The organism is Campylobacter sp. FOBRC14 (genome assembly GCF_000287855.1).
GTDB lineage: Bacteria > Campylobacterota > Campylobacteria > Campylobacterales > Campylobacteraceae > Campylobacter_A > Campylobacter_A curvus.
This window is the reverse complement of sequence record NZ_ALJJ01000018.1, coordinates 141,711-159,210: the sequence shown is the minus strand read 5'-3', so window position 1 is coordinate 159,210 and position 17,500 is coordinate 141,711. Positions and strand designations below refer to the sequence as shown.

Below are 17,500 nucleotides of genomic sequence, written 5' to 3'. Positions count from 1 at the left end.
GCTAAGTAAAATTTAAAGGAGCTAAAATGAGAGCGTTGATCAGCGTGAGCGACAAAGAGGGCGTGGTAGAGTTTGCCAAGGGGCTAGAACAGCTAGGTTGGCAGATCGTCTCGACTGGCGGGACGTATAAAATTTTAAATGAAAACGGCGTGAAAGCGGTCGAAGTAGCCCAGATCACGCAAAGCCCGGAGATGTTTGAGGGTAGGGTAAAGACCCTGCATCCAAAGATCCACGGCGGGATCTTATATAAACGAGACGACGCGAGCCACGTCGCACAGGCAAAAGAGTTTGGCATAGAGGGCATAGATCTTGTCTGCGTAAATTTATATCCTTTCAAAGAGACTACGATCCGCACGGATGATTTTGACGAGATCATCGAGAACATCGACATCGGCGGTCCTGCGATGGTACGCTCTGCAGCTAAAAATTTCAAAGACGTTTTGATAGTTACCAGCGTGCTTGATTATGATGAAATTTTGCAGCGTTTAAAAGAGGGGACCGACGATCTTGAATTTCGCAGAAATTTGATGATAAAGGCCTATGAGCACACGGCAAGCTACGATGCGACGATCGCAAACTATATGAACGAGCGATTTAAAGGCGGATTTGGCGATGCTAGATTTATCTTTGGAAATAAAGTCTTTGATACGAGATATGGCGAAAATCCGCACCAAAAAGGCGCGCTTTATGAATTCGAATATTTTTTCACGAACAACTTTAGAGCGCTCAAAGGCGAGGCCAGCTTTAACAACATGACCGACATAAACGGAGCCGTGATGCTGGCTACCAGCTTTGAAAACGCCCCGGTCGTGGCTATCGTAAAGCACTCCAACCCTTGCGGCCTGGCCGTAAAAGACAGCCTGCTTGAGAGCTACGTGGAGGCGCTAAAATGCGATCCTATCTCGGCCTACGGCGGAGTGGTCGCTATAAACGGCACGCTAGATAGGGCATTAGCACGTAAGATAAATGAAATTTACGTCGAGGTCATAATCGCTGCAAACGTAGACGACGATGCTTTGGCGGTATTTGAAAATAAAAAACGCATCAAAATTTTCACTCAGGATAATAAATTTTTAGTGCGCGCAGGGGATAAATTTGACTTCAAGCACATTGACGGCGGTTTCGTTTTTCAAGAGCGAGATGTGGTAAGCGATGATGAGCTTAAAAATATGAAGCAAATGAGTAAAAAGCATGCGAACGAAAATCAGCTAAAAGACGCACAGATCGCTTGGAAGGTCGCCGCCCTTACGAAGAGCAACTGCGTCGTTTATGTAAAAGATGGCGCGATGGTGGCTATCGGCATGGGTATGACATCTCGCGTCGATGCGGCGCGTGCGGCCGTGGCGAAGGCAAAAGAGCTTGATCTCGACCTACATGGCTGCGTGCTTGCTAGCGAGGCGTTCTTTCCGTTTAGAGACAGCATCGATATCGCAAGCAAAGTGGGCGTGAAATGCGTGATAGAGCCGGGCGGTAGTATCCGTGACGATGAGGTCATAGAGGCGGCGAACGAACACGGCATGTCGCTTTATTTCACAGGCGTTCGCCACTTTTTACACTAAAATTTCACTTGGCAAAGTGTCTTTGCTTTGCCAAATTTTACTATTAAAGGCGTGAAAATTTGGGAGTGAATTTCGCCTTGGCTCACTTCACACTGGCTAACTTTAAATTTATTATAATTCTTGGAAATTTAAAAAGGAGCTAAAATGACAAGAACGCTTAAGATATTTTTGGGATTTGCTGCGGCTATAATGCTGGCAGTCGGATTTGCGAACGCACAAAACGAGATAAAAGGACCTTTGATGGCACAAAAAAATTTAAAAGATATTTATTTGGCGGGCGGTTGCTTTTGGGGTATGGAGGGCTATTTTAAAAAGATCGCCGGCATCGAGCAAACGAGCGTAGGATACGCAAACGGAAAGAGCGACAAGACCAGCTATCACGAGATAGACGCGACGGATCACGCTGAGACGCTACATATAAAATATGACGCTAATCGCATAGATCTGGCTGAAATTTTGGCGCATTATTTTCGCGTTATAGACCCAACTTCGGTCAATAAGCAAGGCAATGACATCGGGCGCCAGTATAGGACCGGGATATACTATGTCGATGCGCAGGATCTACCTGTGATAGAGGCGTTTATCAGGTTTGAGCAGAGTAAATTTAAAGACAAGATCGCAGTCGAGGTCGCTCCGCTTAAAAATTTCGTATTGGCCGAGGAGTATCATCAAGACTACCTTGATAAAAATCCATTTGGATACTGCCATATCGATCTAAATTTAGCCAAAAAGCCGCTTTATGACGATGAGAAATTTAAAATGCCAAGCAAAAGCGAACTAAAAGAGAAGCTAACGGCCGAGCAGTATGCCGTGACTCAGGAAAAGGCTACCGAGCGTCCGTTTAGTAGTAAGTATGATAAATTTGAGGAGCGCGGTATCTATGTCGATGTCGTGAGCGGAAAGCCGCTATTTTCGAGCTCTGATAAATATGATGCGGGATGCGGCTGGCCGAGCTTCACAAAGCCGATAACCGCCGATGCGCTAAAATACGAGCAGGATAACAGCCATGGCATGTCAAGAGTCGAGGTCACTTCAAAGATAAGCGATTCGCACTTGGGGCATGTATTTGACGACGGTCCGAGCGAACGTGGCGGTCTTAGATACTGCATAAACGGCGCGAGCCTTAAATTTATCCCGCTTGAGGATATGCAAAAGCTAGGATACGGCGAATATATCCCGTATGTGAAGTAAAATTTAGGCTTTGTTGAGTCAAATCAAGGATAACATATATATCTAAGAGTATAATCCTCCTAATTAAATTTTAAAGGAGAGAGTATGAATATGTTTGAAGGTTGGCAGAGCTTTGATGCTGAGGGCGCTACGGTGCCGTTTTATAAAAAGAACGAGGGCGGAATCTCTTATATCGGTTTTGATTCGCGCCCTTGCGTTCCGCCCGAGCCGATGGTAAATGCGATGGTGGCGCTGAAATTTGCCGATAAAAATACCAAAATCATCATGGTAAATCACAAATACCCGGTCGGTCTGATCCCAAAAATAGAGCCAAATTTCAATATCGAACGAGAAAATTTAGACGGCGAGCAAGTGCGTCTCACGTTTAGCCTAAAAGATGGCGCGAGCCTTGACGGGTTTAACTTCGATAAGACCTGCCATTAAGATAAAACATGCTTTTAAACACCTTTGCGCCGCCGTTTAGGCTGGTGGGCGGATATTTTATCGTCGGGATCTTATTTTTGATCCTTAGCCTTTTTGCATTTTTAAAGGCCGATTTTAGTGCCGTCACTTCGTTTCAAACGGCCGGATTTTTACATATTTATTTCGTGGGCTTCGTGATGAGCATCATCATCGGTGCGCTCTATCAGCTCACGTCAGTCATCCTTGAAAAGTCATTTTCTACGATACGAGGCGCATTTACTAATCTTTTTGTCTATGCACTTGGAATTTTACTGATGAGTGCGGGTATGATCTTTGATAAAGTAGGGCTGCTGCATGCTGGCGGCTCGCTTTTGTTTTTATCTTTGCTGCTTTTTGCCGTTACTTATTTTGCGAGCTTCGTCAAAAACGAAAAAAAGAGTTTTGCAGCGTTTGCTTTGCTGATCTCGTCGGTATTTTTGATCGTTGGAATTTCGCTTGGGTTTTGCCTTTTGATGATATTTTCCGGTGCATTTAGTATGGATTTTGAGCTCACGCTTCATTATCATATCTATTTCGTGCTTGGGTTTGTGTTTTTTATCGTCGTTGGAGTCGCAAGCGTGCTTTTACCGATGTTTGCACTGGCTCACGATCTAAAATTTACCCTCAGCAAGGCCTCTTTGGCGTTTTATCTTTTGGGTGGGGTGTTGCTATATTTTGGGCTAAATTTTGCTTTGGCGGCGTTTTTAGTGGCGATCTTATGCTTTGTGGTGGAGGCCTTTTTGATACTCAAAAAGCGTGTGCGAAAGGCTTATGATTATTGGAATTTAAATATATTTTTATCGCTGGCTTCATTCGTAGCGTTTTGCGTCTTTAGCGGCCTTGGCTTAAATGACGTCGCGGTATTTTTTCTGATGTTTGGCTTTTTATACGCTTTTATCACGGCTCATCTTTATAAGATAGTGCCGTTTTTGATCTGGTATCACTATGTAGCACCGTTTGTAGGCAAGACTAAGGTACCGCTGCTTGATGATATGATAGTTAAAAGACCTACTTATATAGCCCTTAGCCTCAATGCTTTGGCGTTGGCGGCTTATGCTTTTGGCTTTGCTTACGGTGCGCTGGCGCTACTTTTTACCAGTGTTTTACTTGTGGCCTTTAATATGGTGCATGTATTTAAATTTATAAATTTTGGAGTAAAAAATGAAGGATAAAATTTACAAAGAGCTTTCGACTATCGTCGATCCTGAGGTTGGATTTGATATCGTATCTTTGGGGCTCATATATGACGTCAAAGTAGATGGTGAGAAGGCTATGGTCACTATGACTCTGTCGACACGCTCATGCCCACTTCACGAGCTTATACTTAGCTGGGTAAATGATGCTGTGCTTAGAGTGGACGGCATAAAAGAGTGCGATATAGAGCTGGTTTGGGAGCCTGCGTGGAATATCGAGATGGCAAACGACGAAGTCAAAAAGGCGCTTGGAGCTTAGATATCGAGGCTTTATCGCTAAAATTTTAATAGCGTCGTTTCTCTAATGATAAGCGCCGATGTTTCTTGATGAATGCTTGTATCATTCGTTGCAAGATTGGCTATAAGTAATATCTGTTTGTAAAGGACTAGCAGTATTTTCCTTTGTACTAGATCGTAAAAGATTCGAATAGCAACCAGTAAGTGAATTTTATCTTGGCAGTTTTTGGAAACGCTTTTTCACTACTTAAACGTTGTATTCGCGTTTTCCTGTGAGCAGATTGCGGTTAGCTTTTATAGCTTTCCTAAAATTAAGGACTTCTTTGCTCTGTCTCACTACGTTTGCGGCTTTATAAAGAAGCAAATTACAAGCGTTAAGGATTTAGATGATTTTAGAGGGCTGCAGCTACCCTCTAAATTTTAAGGAGATATTGTTTTTTAGTCCATTTGATGGCGCATATAAGAAGGAACATCAAGCTGAGTCATATAGTCCTCGCTATTGTATCCGCCACTTACTTTTTGAAGCCTTAGAATTCTCTCTTTTTTGACTACCTCATTTGCCGCCATATCAGCCTCTTTTTTTTCTTCGGCCTCTTTGTCCGAGCCTTTGAAGCCGGTTGCGATGATGGTTATTTGGACCTTGTTGTTTTCCATATTGTCATCAGTCGTAGTTCCAAAGATCACCTCCGCATCCTCATCGGCAGCGCTATAAACTATCTCCATAGCGTCATTGATATCGCTAAGCGGGCATGACGGGTGGATCCTGAAGTGAACTAGCACGCCAAACGCTCCGTTTATCGTCATATTGTCTAGTAATGGAGACTGGATGGCGTTTTTCATAGCCTCTTGAGCGGCGTCCTCTCCTTGAGCCTCACCCACACCCATCAACGCTAAACCTCTATGGCTCATGATGGTTCTAACATCGGCAAAGTCGAGATTTATATCACTTTTACCAGAGTCAAGAACGATAGTACTCATGCCATTGACCGCACGAGCCAAGACGTCATCGACCATCTCGAAGCTCTCTTTGATGCCGGCTTTTTTGTCTATGAGTGTCAGTAGTTTATCGTTTGGTATGACAACGATAGAGTCGCTCTCTTTACGAAGCTCTTCAAGGCCCAGATCGGCTAGCTTACGACGCTTTTTGCCTTCAAATACAAATGGTATGGTTACGACCGCAACTGTCAAGGCGCCGACATCTTTAGCGGCCTGAGCCACTATCGGAGCTGCTCCGGTTCCGGTACCTCCGCCAAGTCCTGATGCGATGAAAACGATATCTGACGTCTCAAGGGCGCTTTTTATCTCGTCGTAGCTCTCCTCTGCAGCCTCTTTGCCGACCTCCGGTCTCATACCTGCGCCAAGACCTTTTGTCTTTTTTTCACCAAGCTGAATTTTCGTATGTGCTGGAGAATTTTCAAGCGCTTGAGCGTCGGTATTCGCAACTATGAGATCGATATTTAAAATAGCATTTTCTCGGATCATATGATTTATCATATTTCCGCCGCCACCGCCTACGCCTACGACCTTGATCTTTGCGCCGTAGATACTTTTGTTTTCTTCTACTGTGAAGCTGCTCATCTTTTTAATTCTCCTTAAAATAATTGTGTGATTCTATGCCAAAATTTAGTTATGGCACTAGGTTGCTTCTCTTGTTTGCTTATGTCAGCGATATTCGCAAGCTCTTCTTTGCTGCTTGGCTTTTGGATATCGAGCCTCAAATCATCATGGACTAGCTCTATTCCTTCCTCTTCAAAAGGATTGCTCTCTTGCCTTTTAAAATTTAAATTTTCTCTTTTTTCTTCTTCAAATACATTTTTAAAGCTAGGTTTTGGCTTGGATATAGCCTCACCGTGGTATCTCATCTTTTTTTCGGAGTCTATCTCGTAAGCCGTAAATTCTCCTGCACCATACATACAAAGGCCAATAGCGCAAGAATTTGCCGGGTCTCTCATTATCTCGTAAAGTCCGTCGGTCTCTTTTGGCTTTGCTATGCGCACGGACATCTTGTCAAATATCGCCGAAGCAAGATCTCGCAAGCCCTCAAGCTTCGTCATACCGCCTGTCAAAACTACTCCTGCGCCTATCATATCTTTATAACCGCTATCTTCAAAAATTTTAGCGAGTATCATCAGCGTCTCTTCGGCTCTTGCATATATCACATTTGATATGATGTCAAGTGAAACTTCATGAGTTTTTGCTTCGTCACCTAGTATCGGAAGCTCGATCAGATCTACTGATTTGTTTATCAATGCTCCATAGTTTATCTTTATATCCTCGGCTTTTGGTAGCGGAGTATGAAGTGCCATAGAGAGGTCGTTTGTTATATTGGCTGATCCTACGCCTAGAAATTCATTAAATCTGATGGAATTTCCGGAATGAACGACCATATTGCAAGTCGCACCACCCATATCTATAAGGACGGCTCCGAGCTCTTTTTCATCTTTTGTTAGTGTGGCTATGGCAGAGGCGTAGCCTGAAAGGACTATATTATCTATCTGAATCCCAGCGGAATTTATAGCTTTTCTTAGGTTGCTCAGTGATGACTTTTGAACGGTTACGATATGAGTTTGCACTTCAAGTCTGGTACCGTTCATACCGATAGGATCTTCTATATGCTCTTGTCCGTCTACTTTGAAGTTGTATGGCAGGACGTGTAGTTTTTCGTATTCATGAGGGATATCTGCGGTGTGATCGGCCATCTGCATGGCTCTCTCGATCTCGCGTATGCCGATCTCGTGGTTAGGAATATTGACGACGCCACTACTATTTACGCTCTTTGTATAGGCTCCCGATATCGAGACTACGACCTTTTCATAGTGAGTCCCGGCAACTCTTTGAGCTTCAAGTAGAGCATTTTTTATAGATTTGGAGGCTAGCTCTATATTTGTTATGACGCCTTTTTTGATGCCTTGTGTCTTCTCTGTGCCGATGCCTATTATTTTTATGCCGTTTTCATCATGTTGCGCTATAACGGCGCAGATCTGAAACGACCCGACATCTATGCCTAAAATTTTAGTACTCAAAATAATTACCTTTTGACGTATTCTTTGATCTCATAACGTTTTTGAAGCTCTTTTATCAAATCCTTAATGAGCTCATTGTTTTTTAACAGCATAACGTTTTGTTCGGTTAGCTGTTTGTAATTGTCATTTACGCTGTTAGTAAGCAATTTTTGTTCCAAAATGTCGTATATTACGGCCTTATTTCCTAAAATAACATAACCTTTTTTGTTAGGGGATTCAAACATTTGATCTACAAAGGCACGAGTTTCGTCGCGATCTAAACCATCTATGGTGTTATTCATATCTCGGCTGACAAACCCTATATCTTTGCCGTGAAAGTCTTTCATTGTAGTTTTTGCTTTGTTCTCTACTAGTTCTTTTAGCTTTTGCTCTTTATAAATTTCTAAAATTTGCTCTTTTGCCTGCTCGTAGCTCATAGGTTGAGGCGGTGTTGTGCTTTTGATCTTTACTATCAGATAGCCGTTGTCATAAACAAAAGGCTTTATGACATCTCCAACCTTTGCACCTCTTATCTCGTCTATCGAGAAAGTAGCATTGTCTTCGTTTAGGCTCATGCTACCGTTGGTCGCTAGTTCGCCTTTTTTAACGGCTATATATTTTTCTAACGCATTCGTTTTGCTTTGTTCTATATTGTAGTCTTTGGCGACTTCTTCTTTGACCTCGTCAAACGGCATGATCTTGTCGTCGGAATTTTTATATTTTTCTTTATTCTCGTTATAGTAGGCGCTTAGTGCGGTTTGATTGATGTCATCTTTTTTTGACTCTATATATAGGGTGTCTATTACGTAAAGAGTCTTGGTCATATAATTATTTTTGTTGCTTTCCCAAAGTTCTTTTATCTCGTCTTCGTTAAATTTTATCTCATTTTCGTTAGCTTCGATCATCTCTATAGATAGTTTATCTTGCATAAAAAGGCTAGCCATCATCATTTCCACATCTTTTTTGGTAGCCGGTAAATTTAGTGCGTAGTAAAGCTTATCAAGAAGTATGGCGGTTTTTAAATTTTTTTCATAATCATTTGGGTTGATCCTAGCGCGTCTCAAAACGTCATAATATAAATTTTTACTAAAAACACCGTCGTTTTGGAAATTTTTGTCGGCTATGATGTATTTTAAGATATCATCGTCACTAACGCTAAGGCCTATATCGTCTGCAAAATTTAGCAGTAAATTCTCCTGGAGCACGGCTTGAAAGGCTTCATTTTCTATGCCTAGCTCGTCAGCTTTTTCTTGAGTTAGTTTGCCGTCTGATATATTATTGTGGTATTCATATATTTGGTTATATTTTTGTTGAAATTCTTGAACGCTGATACTTCTGTGTCCCACCGTTGCAACCGAGGTGGCTTTGTTGTTGTTTAGATCGTATGCTCCCCAGCCGACAAATCCCGCTCCGACAAAGGCTATGACGCTGATCCAGATCGTTACGACGAGGTATTTTTTATTTCTTTGCATCCAAGTTATCATTAAAATTTCCTTTAAAACACTAACAAAAATATGTAGTATTTTACAAAATATAGACTTAAATAACCTTAAAATCGGGCTTCAAAAACAAAATTTTGATACGCTTTACTAACAAAATTTTAGCCTATGTTAGTAAATTTATATGCTAAAGTCACTATAATAATTTTCAAAATGCAAAAGCCTGCAGCTGTTTTCAAGTATGGCTATCTCTTTTGCCAGCTGCTGAGGAGTGCGACTAAATGCGTATACTCCGTATCCTTTTATGACTACGATATTTGTGCTTTTTTCGATCATATAGCGGTAAATTTCAGTCTCGGCACGCTCATACCAGTCCTCAAACTGCTTTGGATCATAAACTGAAATTTCATTAAATCTCATATATCCAAAATAATCTTTAGGCGTGATCTTATCTTGCCTCATAGCATATGCGGTCGTATACGGCGGCATCGCGTAACATACGAATTTCGCCTCGTTTATATTTTTGTATATGTTTAAATGAATGTCCGCATCGAGGCTGGCTTCATTCCAGCGGTAGTCTTTTTTTGAAAAAAGCAAGGTCAGATCGTCGTCTCTAAGATCGTCAAATATTGCATTTTGCTTATTTATGAGAAATTGATTTCGTTCTATCCTGGCCGAAATAGAGCCGTGAAATACACCGAAAAAATTCTTACGGAACATCGAAAGGGATATTTTTTTAAGTTCGTTTATCGAGTGTCTTAGCTCCATTTTAGCTCCTTTGAAACCATCATTATACTTGAGTTTTCTAAAATTTATGTAAAATTTTATGTAATGATGGGTTTTTAAGTAAAATTTTGATAAATTTCACCTAAATTTATAAAGAGAGAAAAGTGCAAAGCCCTCATATCAGCGTTTTATTGGATGAAGTTTTAGATGCATTTCATGGACTAAGCGGCACTTTCATAGACTGCACCTTGGGATATGGCGGACATTCTGGCGCGCTTTTAGAACAAAATAAAAATTTACGCCTCATCGCATGCGACAAAGATGACGAGGCGATAGAATTTTCAAAAAAAAGGCTTGAAAATTTTGGTGACAGGGTCAAAATTTATAAAAGTGATTTTTCGCAGTTGATCAAAGTTTTAAGCACAGATGAGCTCAAAAACGTTCGCGGTATCTTAGCCGATATCGGCGTCAGCTCGCTTCAGCTTGATAAAAATGAGCGCGGATTTAGCATAAATTCAGATACGCTTGACATGAGGATGGACAGGGCATGTGAATTTAGCGCGGCTGATGTGATAAACAGCTACTCGCAGCAAAATTTAGCCGAAATTTTCAGCAAATACGGCGAGCTTTCCAATGCAAAAGCGCTTGCGGCTAAAATCGTATCGGCTAGAAATTTAAAAAAGATCACGAGCGCCAAGGAGCTTGCCTCTATAATCGGCACCGGGCGCGTAAATGGCAGGTCTGTTAGTCCTGCGATACTTGCCTTTCAGGCGATCAGGGTAGAGGTAAATGACGAGCTTGGCGAGCTAAATCGCTTGCTCGAGAGCATAAAAAGCGCAAATTTAAAGGAATGTAAAGTGGCTATCATCAGCTTTCACTCGCTAGAGGATAGGATCGTGAAAAATACTTTCAAAAGCTGGGCGCAAAGCTGCATCTGCCCGCCAAATGCCATGCGATGCAAATGCGGAAACGATCATGCCATAGGTAAAATTTTGACCAAAAAGGCTATCGTCGCCAGTCAAAAAGAGATAGCTGCGAATCCTCGTAGTAGCAGCGCAAAGATGCGAGTTTTCGAGATAAAGGGAAGGTGATGTTAGAAAAAGAGGAGTTGCTTGAGCTTCATGACGACGAGCAAAAACGCGAGATAAATTTAAGCTTCAAGACGCTTGTAATGGTCTATCTGGCGATGTTTATCGCACTTGCTATATTTTTGCCTAAAATTTACATCGCAAACCAGATCTACTACATCAGCCGCGACATAGCCGACATCAGCGGCAAGCGAGATATGCTTTTGGAGGAAAATAGAGCCCTTAGCATAAAGCTGGAAAATCTACGTTATAAAAACCAAATTTTAAATTCCTTGCAAGAAAAGCAGTGGAAATAGCTAAATTTATAGGGTTTGCGCGCTCTTACGACCCGGCGAATTTTCAGCTTATTTACGCACTTAAAGCTACCTTTGCCATCACACTAAACGGCTTTTTAGGATTTTATTTTTTTAACCTCAGCGGAGCTATCTTTGCCGTAAATATCACTATGGGCATATTTTTCTTAAGCGCTCTTGAATGTCCCGATCTTAAAAAATTTGGCTTTTTGTCGCTTTATATCACGATGTCGTGCGCTTTCATGCCGTTTGTAACGCCTCTTATCGAGATCGGGATCTGGCTGTCTGCTTTGGTTTTTGTGTGGGCATTTTTTGTCGCTATCAGCACTCTTTACAGCGAAAATTTAAATAAAATTTTACTGGCTGTGAATATGACCGGGCTGGTTGGCTTTATAGTTCAAACGACGGCCGGACTGAATGTAAAAGATGGCATCGGTGGGCTTATTTTGGGCGGAGTGCTCGCTATTTTCATGAAGCTTGGCAGATTTGCTAAATACGGGGATTTTACGAAAAAGAGCATAAATATCTTGCTTGATGACGCTATCATCGCCGCAAGCGACCTTGGCTCGGCAAAATTTGAAAGCTCCAGTAGGCAAATGCTGGGCCACATCAAAAATTTCAAATCGATATTTGCAAACGAAAGCGTGAATTTAAAGGATGTCAGGCTTATTAGAAACCACTCTCGCGCCGTATTTTATCTGTATAAGATAGAAGAGATCGCTTATTTGCTTATCTCGCTAGACTCATCTTTTAGACATATCCAAGATGCTAAACTGCTTACAGTGCTGAGAGCTGAAATTTTAGAAAATTTATCGCAGCTTAAGGGGCTTTTTAAGGGTCTAAGCCCGCAGCTTAGATATGAAGCGCTAAATTTAGCCAAAGCCTCTGAGTATAAAATTTTTGCAAGCTCGCTTGACGTGCTTTATACGAGATTTGCGCTCATCAAAGATAGCGGCGAGGATAGGCTCATACTAAATAAAGCCAAAAAAATAAGCCTGAAGTCCGCCATATCGATGATAAGTCTAAAAGATGCTACTACGCTTTCGGCGCTCAGACTGGCGTTTTGTCTGGCTGCTGCGATATTCATATCTCAGATCACGCATATAGATCATGGCATCTGGATAGCTATCGCAGTCATGAGCATGAGTAAAAACAGCAGATATATGGTAAAAACTGCCGGCAAAGATAACGTTTTGGGCGGGCTTTTTGGCTTTTTCATAGCTCTTGGGCTGATCTATGTCTTTGGTGCAAATTTTATGATATATATAGCCTGTGTCGTCGGTATGTTTTGCGTATATTATTTTAGAGCTTACAGTCAGTTTGCGTTCGCCACGTCGTTCATGGTGGAATTTACGATGATTTTTTATCTTATTAAAAATGATTTCTTGGAGCTCATGCTACATCGTCTGATCGACGTCGTCATAGGCTTTTCGCTCGTTTTTGTAGTATCGTTTCTAGGTACTGCCAGCGATGACGAGGAGCTACGCACGAAGCTGAAAGCCGCTTTGAAAAATTTCATAGACTTCATACAATCAACACTGATAAAAAACGAGAAACACTCCTTTGCCTTGGGCGAGCAAAGTATAATAGACGCCCTCAGTGGCTATGAGCAAATGCTAAAGCAAGACGGAAATTTAAGCAAGGCTAAGCTAGAGAGTGCGGGCAAAATTTGCGATAGGTTAAACGAGCTCAATATCGAATTTATAAAGCTTAGAAACTACTTAAAAACTATGAGTGAAGATGAACGCGAGGCGATACGAAGTCCGCTTTCAAGCGATATAAAAATGCTTTGCGACAGGTTTGAGATGCTGGATAAAAAGATAGATAGCTTGCCATATTATTTTTTAGAAAATGCCGAAGAAAAGCTGCTTTGCAAAGATGAGAAGATAGTCAAGCTGCTTGGGCGCATCATCTTAAAGCAAAACGATATTTATTCGCTTACATCTTTATAGGAGATCAGCTTTTCAAGGACGTATTGCTCCAGGTCTTTTTTGGAGATGTCGTTTTTCAGCGCTTCGTTATAAATTTCTTCCACGCGAGTCGAGTATTTTTCATAGGCGAAATAAGGAAAATGAACGCTCCAAGCGCGCTTTATCAGCTCACTGCTCATCTCTTTTCTGGCCCAAATTTTAAACATATCAAACCCGATAAAGACCATCGATGTCACAAAAGCCGTTACTAAAATAGAAACGTGAGCGTCTGACTTGGCTAGGAAATGGTGCGTTATCATCAGTAGCGGAAGCAGTATCACAAGACAGATCGCAGCGTAAATTTGATAGGTTTTTGAGTGTCTGAATCTAAAATTTAGCTTTGCGCCGTCGATGAGCATACCCTCGTTGAAAAGGCAGTTAGCCTCAAGCAGATCCCTAAAAAGCACCGGTTGCTTTGAAACGACGAACATGTTTTTTAGTATTATTTTTTTTAGATTTTCTTGCATTTATACAAACTTTTTGGGGTTGGATTTGCGCCAATTATAGCAAAAATCTATAAATTCAAGCAAAATTCGCTACAATTTCACAAAAAAGCAAGGAGCGAAAATGGCGGCTGAAAATTTAGATACAGTCTTTATCAATGGCGAGTTTTTACCGAGCAAAGAGGCGAAAGTGAGCGCATTTGACCGCGGTTTTATATTTGGTGACGGGATCTATGAGGTCGTGCCCGTCATAAACTCGAGACTAGTAGATAGGGAGGGATTTTGGCACAGATTTGAGCGAAGCCTGGATCAAATCGAGCTAAAGCTTCCTTACGATAAGGAAAAATTCGAGGAAATTTTATACGAGATCATCTCGCGAAACGCCCTAAAAGAGGGTGGAATTTACATGCAGATCACAAGAGGCGCAGCACCTAGGGATTTTTATTTTATAGAAAATTTGACCCCTAGCGTCTTTATCTTTTGCTATGAAGCCAGCGTGATAGACAATCCGCTCGCAAAAAGTGGGATCGCGATCGTGAGCGTGCCAGACATCCGCTGGAAACGTCGCGATATAAAGTCCGTTTCTTTGTTGGCTCAGTGCTATGCCAAAAACGAAGCGCACAAAAAGGGCGCATACGAGGGCTTTATGGTGGAGGACGGCTACGTTACCGAGGGCTGCAGCTCGAGTGCGTTCATCATAAAAGACAAAACTCTCATCACAAAGCCGCTCTCAAATGAAATTTTGCCCGGTATCCGCCGCAAGAAGCTTCTAAATTTAGCCCGCGAGGTCGGACTCAAGGTCGAGCAAAGAAAATTTAGCATGCAAGAGGTATATGACGCAGACGAGGCCTTCATCTCGGCAGCTACGCTCATTTTGCTGCCCGTCATAAAGGCTGACGGTAAGCTCATAAATGGCGGCAGGATCGGGGAATTTGCACCAAAGCTTCGTGAGCTTTACGCTAAAGATATGCTAAAAGAAGCTGGGCTTTGAAAGAGAAAATTTTGATAAGCGCGTGCTTGCTGGGCGAAAACTGCAAGTATGACGGCGGCAATAACCTAAACCAAACGATCGGCAAAGATATCGTTAGGCTAGCGCAGATTTACGATCTCGTGGCTATTTGTCCAGAGGTGTTAGGAGGCCTTGAGACTCCGCGCGAACCGGCTGAAATTTTAAACGACAGGGTCGTTACTAAAATTTCTCGCACCGATGTTACTGAAAATTTCGAGTTTGGAGCGAAGGTTTGCTGCCAGATTGCCCTTAAAGAGGGCTGCAGGGTCGCTGTTTTAAAGGAGCGAAGCCCAAGCTGCGCAAATAAAGAAATTTACGACGGAAGCTTTACTAAGCGGCTCATAAAGGGCGAGGGCATAACGGCAAAGAGTCTGAAACGAATCGGCGTTAAAATATTTGGCGAGAGTGAGCTTGGCACGCTCGTGGAGGCTAAGAGTGTTTGAAAACAACAATACGCTTGAAGTCGTGTTCAAATACGTCATTTTAGTGCTGCTTATCGCCTCTGTCACGATCTTGTTTGTTAGCGGTATGATGTTCTTGCAGGGAGATTTCGGCGAGACTAGCATGGATGCGCATATGGTCGCCGGCATCATGCTCGTGGCGTTAGCGATCGTTCATACCTATATAAAAAGGCGAAAGCTAAAAAAGCTAACGCGTGAGCTAAAAAATATCATCAAAGGCGAGCCGGTGCAGCTAGACTGCAACACGGCGCGCTTTATAAACGCGCTAAAAGACGTTAGCGTTAGCGAGCTTTCAGACAGACTGGGCGCTGATGTGGCTGAAATTTTAAATCGTAACGGCATCAAGGTCGGCTCTAAAAGCGAAAATTTAGGTCAAGTGTGTGAAAACAACGACGAAAAGATGTTTTATATCTTTGTCGTGTTAGTCGAGGAAATTTTTGCCAAAGAGGGTTCGAATTTAAAAAAGGAAGAGGATTGAAAATAAAAATTTTATCGGTTTTCGTGGCTGCATTTTTCGTAGGCTGCGCGAACAACGTCCAAAACATCGACGCTTCCAAGCAACGTATAAGCCTGCTTGAGCTAAATATAAAACAAGACGCGAGCTCGCTGCCATCAAACGCGATGAACGCAAATTTCAGCGAAGAGGAAATTTTAAAAAAGCGCTTTGGCGTTTTTGAGCTAAAGGGCAAAAGGCTCGAGCCAAACGAGGTATTTTGGGCGTTTAGGACGTATTGGCCAAATGAGAAAAAGACGTATTACAGCTCAAATTTCCGCCCGATACCGCAAAGCTGGTTCGATGCGCAAAAAGATAATGCAAATTTCGCCGCACTTGGCGGGATATCGATGTTTGCTCTAACAGCTGCAAATACGGCGCTACGAAATTTCCCTACCGACGAGCCGATATTTTTAAACCCACAAACCCCGGGCGAGGGCTATCCGTTTGATTATCTGCAAGAATCGACTCTGAGCATCGCCCATCCGCTCTTTGTCTCGCATTTTTCAAAGGACCGCGCATGGGCGTTTGTGAGCGATGATGCGGTGTGGGGCTGGGTCAAGGTCGAGGACATAAAATTTATAAACGACGAGACGGCAAAAAGCTACGCGAAACAAAAATTTATATCGGTCAAGGTCGATAAGACGCCGGTTTATGATAAATACGGTGGCTTTTTGTTTTACGCCAGAGTGGGCGGGATATTGCCGTTTTTAAGCGAGGACAATGAAAATTTTTACGGGCAGGTTTTTACTAGAGCGGGGCTTAGGGATTATAAAATTTCAAAGCAGGCCGCCTCGAATTTCCCGCTTAAATTTAACGACGGTAACGTCAAGACCTTGATAAATTCGCTGCTAAATCAGCCTTATGGCTGGGGCGGGGTGGATAAGCTTCGCGATTGTTCGCTCTTTACTAAAGATATGCTGGCTAGCTTTGGGGTTTGGCTACCTAGAAATTCGCGCGCGCAGGCAAGTGTGGGCAAAAAGATCGAGCTAAAAGGTCTAAGCGACGAGATCAAGGCTCAGATCATAAAAGAGCAGGGTGTACCGTATCTGACGCTCATACATCTGCCCGGTCACATCATGCTTTACGCGGGATTTAAGGACGCAGATATCTTTGTCGTGCATGACGCCTGGGGGCTAAAGACCGCTAGCAACGGCCGTGCTCTCATCGGACAAACGGCGATCACTACGCTTGAGATAGGCAAGGATAGAGGCGACATCGAAAGATCGAACTTGCTGATAGCCAAGATAGACTCCATGAATATCATAAAGCCATCGTTTGATGCCAATCAAAGCGCTAAAATTTCAGCTTTAAAGCGCGCTTACGGCGTGGATATCAGACAAAATTTAGTGATTTTTAAAGATGGCAGCACGATAGTTTTCGACGACTTTAAACAAAAAGACGACGAATGCACGCAAGGAGCGGACGTGCAGGATATGAATGCGCTTGATTACGCGGCGTTCGCGCCTCTTGGCACGACACTTAGCGATGCCGGTAGATGCCGAAACTACGAGCTTTTAGGTAAAATTTACGGCTCTAGCGAAAACGAAGTGAGGGCGAATCTAGTCGATATCGTTTGGCTAAAAGACAGTCTAAATTTAAAGCTGAAATTTAACTCTAAAAATGGCGCCGCACAGGCCCTGCAAGCAGTCAGCGACGAGCTTGACGAGCTGGCTAAAAGCGATCCTGTATTGTTTGAATATTTAAAAAATCCCGGCGGGACGTTTAAATGGCGCATCATCGCAGGCACGAACCGCCTGAGTGCTCACAGCTACGGCATCGCGATCGATATAAACGTGGCTAAAAGCCACTACTGGCAGTGGAGCAGCGGCTATCAAAATTTGATCCCTGAAAAGATCGTTCGTGTTTTTGAAAAGCATAAATTTATCTGGGGCGGCCGCTGGAGGCACTTTGATACGATGCACTTTGAATATCGCCCTGAAATGTTCGAGTGA

17 protein-coding genes are annotated in these 17,500 nt (G+C 42.7%); 12 read left to right on the top strand and 5 right to left on the bottom strand.

Annotation, left to right across the window (positions count from 1 at the left end):
* Positions 1 to 26 precede the first annotated feature (26 nt).
* From purH to HMPREF1139_RS09715, 5 genes are all read left to right on the top strand, one after another.
* Complete coding sequence (gene purH, locus HMPREF1139_RS09735) at positions 27 to 1,559, top strand: bifunctional phosphoribosylaminoimidazolecarboxamide formyltransferase/IMP cyclohydrolase (protein ID WP_009651242.1); 1,533 nt, start codon at positions 27 to 29, stop codon at positions 1,557 to 1,559.
* Positions 1,560 to 1,703: 144 nt separating this feature from the next.
* Complete coding sequence (msrB, locus tag HMPREF1139_RS09730) at positions 1,704 to 2,750, top strand: peptide-methionine (R)-S-oxide reductase MsrB (RefSeq protein WP_009651149.1); 1,047 nt, start codon at positions 1,704 to 1,706, stop codon at positions 2,748 to 2,750.
* A gap of 84 nt (positions 2,751 to 2,834) precedes the next feature.
* The gene (locus tag HMPREF1139_RS09725) at positions 2,835 to 3,173 is read left to right on the top strand and encodes a hypothetical protein (RefSeq protein WP_009651473.1); all 339 of its coding nucleotides are present in this window, start codon (positions 2,835 to 2,837) and stop codon (positions 3,171 to 3,173) included.
* 8 nt (positions 3,174 to 3,181) lie between these two features.
* On the top strand, positions 3,182 to 4,363 hold the full coding sequence (locus HMPREF1139_RS09720; protein WP_009651387.1) for a hypothetical protein: 1,182 nt from the start codon (positions 3,182 to 3,184) through the stop codon (positions 4,361 to 4,363).
* Entirely contained in the window at positions 4,353 to 4,643 is a 291-nt protein-coding gene (locus HMPREF1139_RS09715) for a metal-sulfur cluster assembly factor (protein ID WP_009651116.1), read from the top strand. Before HMPREF1139_RS09720 ends, HMPREF1139_RS09715 begins: the two co-directional genes overlap by 11 nt.
* A 416-nt stretch (positions 4,644 to 5,059) precedes the next feature.
* Here HMPREF1139_RS09715 and ftsZ read toward each other — a convergent pair whose 3' ends face one another.
* The 4 genes from ftsZ to HMPREF1139_RS09695 all read right to left on the bottom strand — a co-directional run bounded on the left by ftsZ (position 5,060) and on the right by HMPREF1139_RS09695 (position 9,830).
* The gene (ftsZ, locus tag HMPREF1139_RS09710; RefSeq protein WP_009651442.1) at positions 5,060 to 6,199 is read right to left on the bottom strand and encodes a cell division protein FtsZ; all 1,140 of its coding nucleotides are present in this window, start codon (positions 6,197 to 6,199) and stop codon (positions 5,060 to 5,062) included.
* Between the two features lie 14 nt (positions 6,200 to 6,213).
* On the bottom strand, positions 6,214 to 7,644 hold the full coding sequence (gene ftsA, locus HMPREF1139_RS09705; protein WP_009651489.1) for a cell division protein FtsA: 1,431 nt from the start codon (positions 7,642 to 7,644) through the stop codon (positions 6,214 to 6,216).
* Positions 7,645 to 7,649: 5 nt separating this feature from the next.
* Positions 7,650 to 9,107: a peptidylprolyl isomerase gene (locus tag HMPREF1139_RS09700; protein ID WP_009651184.1), complete on the bottom strand. Its 1,458-nt coding sequence runs from the start codon at positions 9,105 to 9,107 to the stop codon at positions 7,650 to 7,652.
* A 135-nt stretch (positions 9,108 to 9,242) separates the two neighbouring features.
* Positions 9,243 to 9,830 carry a class II aldolase and adducin N-terminal domain-containing protein gene (locus tag HMPREF1139_RS09695; protein ID WP_009651374.1) on the bottom strand — a complete coding sequence of 196 codons (588 nt, stop codon included), beginning with the start codon at positions 9,828 to 9,830 and terminating at the stop codon, positions 9,243 to 9,245.
* A gap of 122 nt (positions 9,831 to 9,952) precedes the next feature.
* Here HMPREF1139_RS09695 and rsmH point away from each other — a divergent pair, with 122 nt between their 5' ends.
* Genes rsmH through HMPREF1139_RS09680 form a run of 3 tightly spaced genes read left to right on the top strand, consistent with a single transcriptional unit; the run spans position 9,953 to position 13,121 of the window.
* Positions 9,953 to 10,879, top strand: a complete 927-nt coding sequence (gene rsmH / locus HMPREF1139_RS09690; protein WP_009651498.1) for a 16S rRNA (cytosine(1402)-N(4))-methyltransferase RsmH — start codon at positions 9,953 to 9,955, stop codon at positions 10,877 to 10,879.
* Entirely contained in the window at positions 10,879 to 11,172 is a 294-nt protein-coding gene (locus HMPREF1139_RS09685) for a hypothetical protein (protein ID WP_009651400.1), read from the top strand. Before rsmH ends, HMPREF1139_RS09685 begins: the two co-directional genes overlap by 1 nt.
* Complete coding sequence (locus HMPREF1139_RS09680; RefSeq protein ID WP_009651428.1) at positions 11,163 to 13,121, top strand: FUSC family protein; 1,959 nt, start codon at positions 11,163 to 11,165, stop codon at positions 13,119 to 13,121. The genes HMPREF1139_RS09685 and HMPREF1139_RS09680 overlap by 10 nt, the downstream gene beginning before the upstream one ends.
* Here the strand turns inward: HMPREF1139_RS09680 and HMPREF1139_RS09675 are convergent.
* Entirely contained in the window at positions 13,100 to 13,606 is a 507-nt protein-coding gene (locus HMPREF1139_RS09675; protein ID WP_009651270.1) for a hypothetical protein, read from the bottom strand. The genes HMPREF1139_RS09680 and HMPREF1139_RS09675 overlap by 22 nt on opposite strands.
* Positions 13,607 to 13,706: 100 nt before the next feature.
* Here HMPREF1139_RS09675 and HMPREF1139_RS09670 point away from each other — a divergent pair, with 100 nt between their 5' ends.
* Genes HMPREF1139_RS09670 through HMPREF1139_RS09655 form a run of 4 tightly spaced genes read left to right on the top strand, consistent with a single transcriptional unit; the run spans position 13,707 to position 17,500 of the window.
* Entirely contained in the window at positions 13,707 to 14,573 is an 867-nt protein-coding gene (locus HMPREF1139_RS09670; RefSeq protein WP_009651216.1) for a D-amino-acid transaminase, read from the top strand.
* Entirely contained in the window at positions 14,570 to 15,034 is a 465-nt protein-coding gene (locus HMPREF1139_RS09665; protein ID WP_009651137.1) for a DUF523 domain-containing protein, read from the top strand. The genes HMPREF1139_RS09670 and HMPREF1139_RS09665 overlap by 4 nt, the downstream gene beginning before the upstream one ends.
* A complete protein-coding gene (locus tag HMPREF1139_RS09660) occupies positions 15,027 to 15,530 on the top strand; it encodes a hypothetical protein (protein ID WP_009651320.1) in 504 nt (167 codons plus the stop codon). The genes HMPREF1139_RS09665 and HMPREF1139_RS09660 overlap by 8 nt, the downstream gene beginning before the upstream one ends.
* On the top strand, positions 15,527 to 17,500 hold the full coding sequence (locus HMPREF1139_RS09655; protein WP_009651212.1) for a bifunctional C40 family peptidase/M15 family metallopeptidase: 1,974 nt from the start codon (positions 15,527 to 15,529) through the stop codon (positions 17,498 to 17,500). The genes HMPREF1139_RS09660 and HMPREF1139_RS09655 overlap by 4 nt, the downstream gene beginning before the upstream one ends.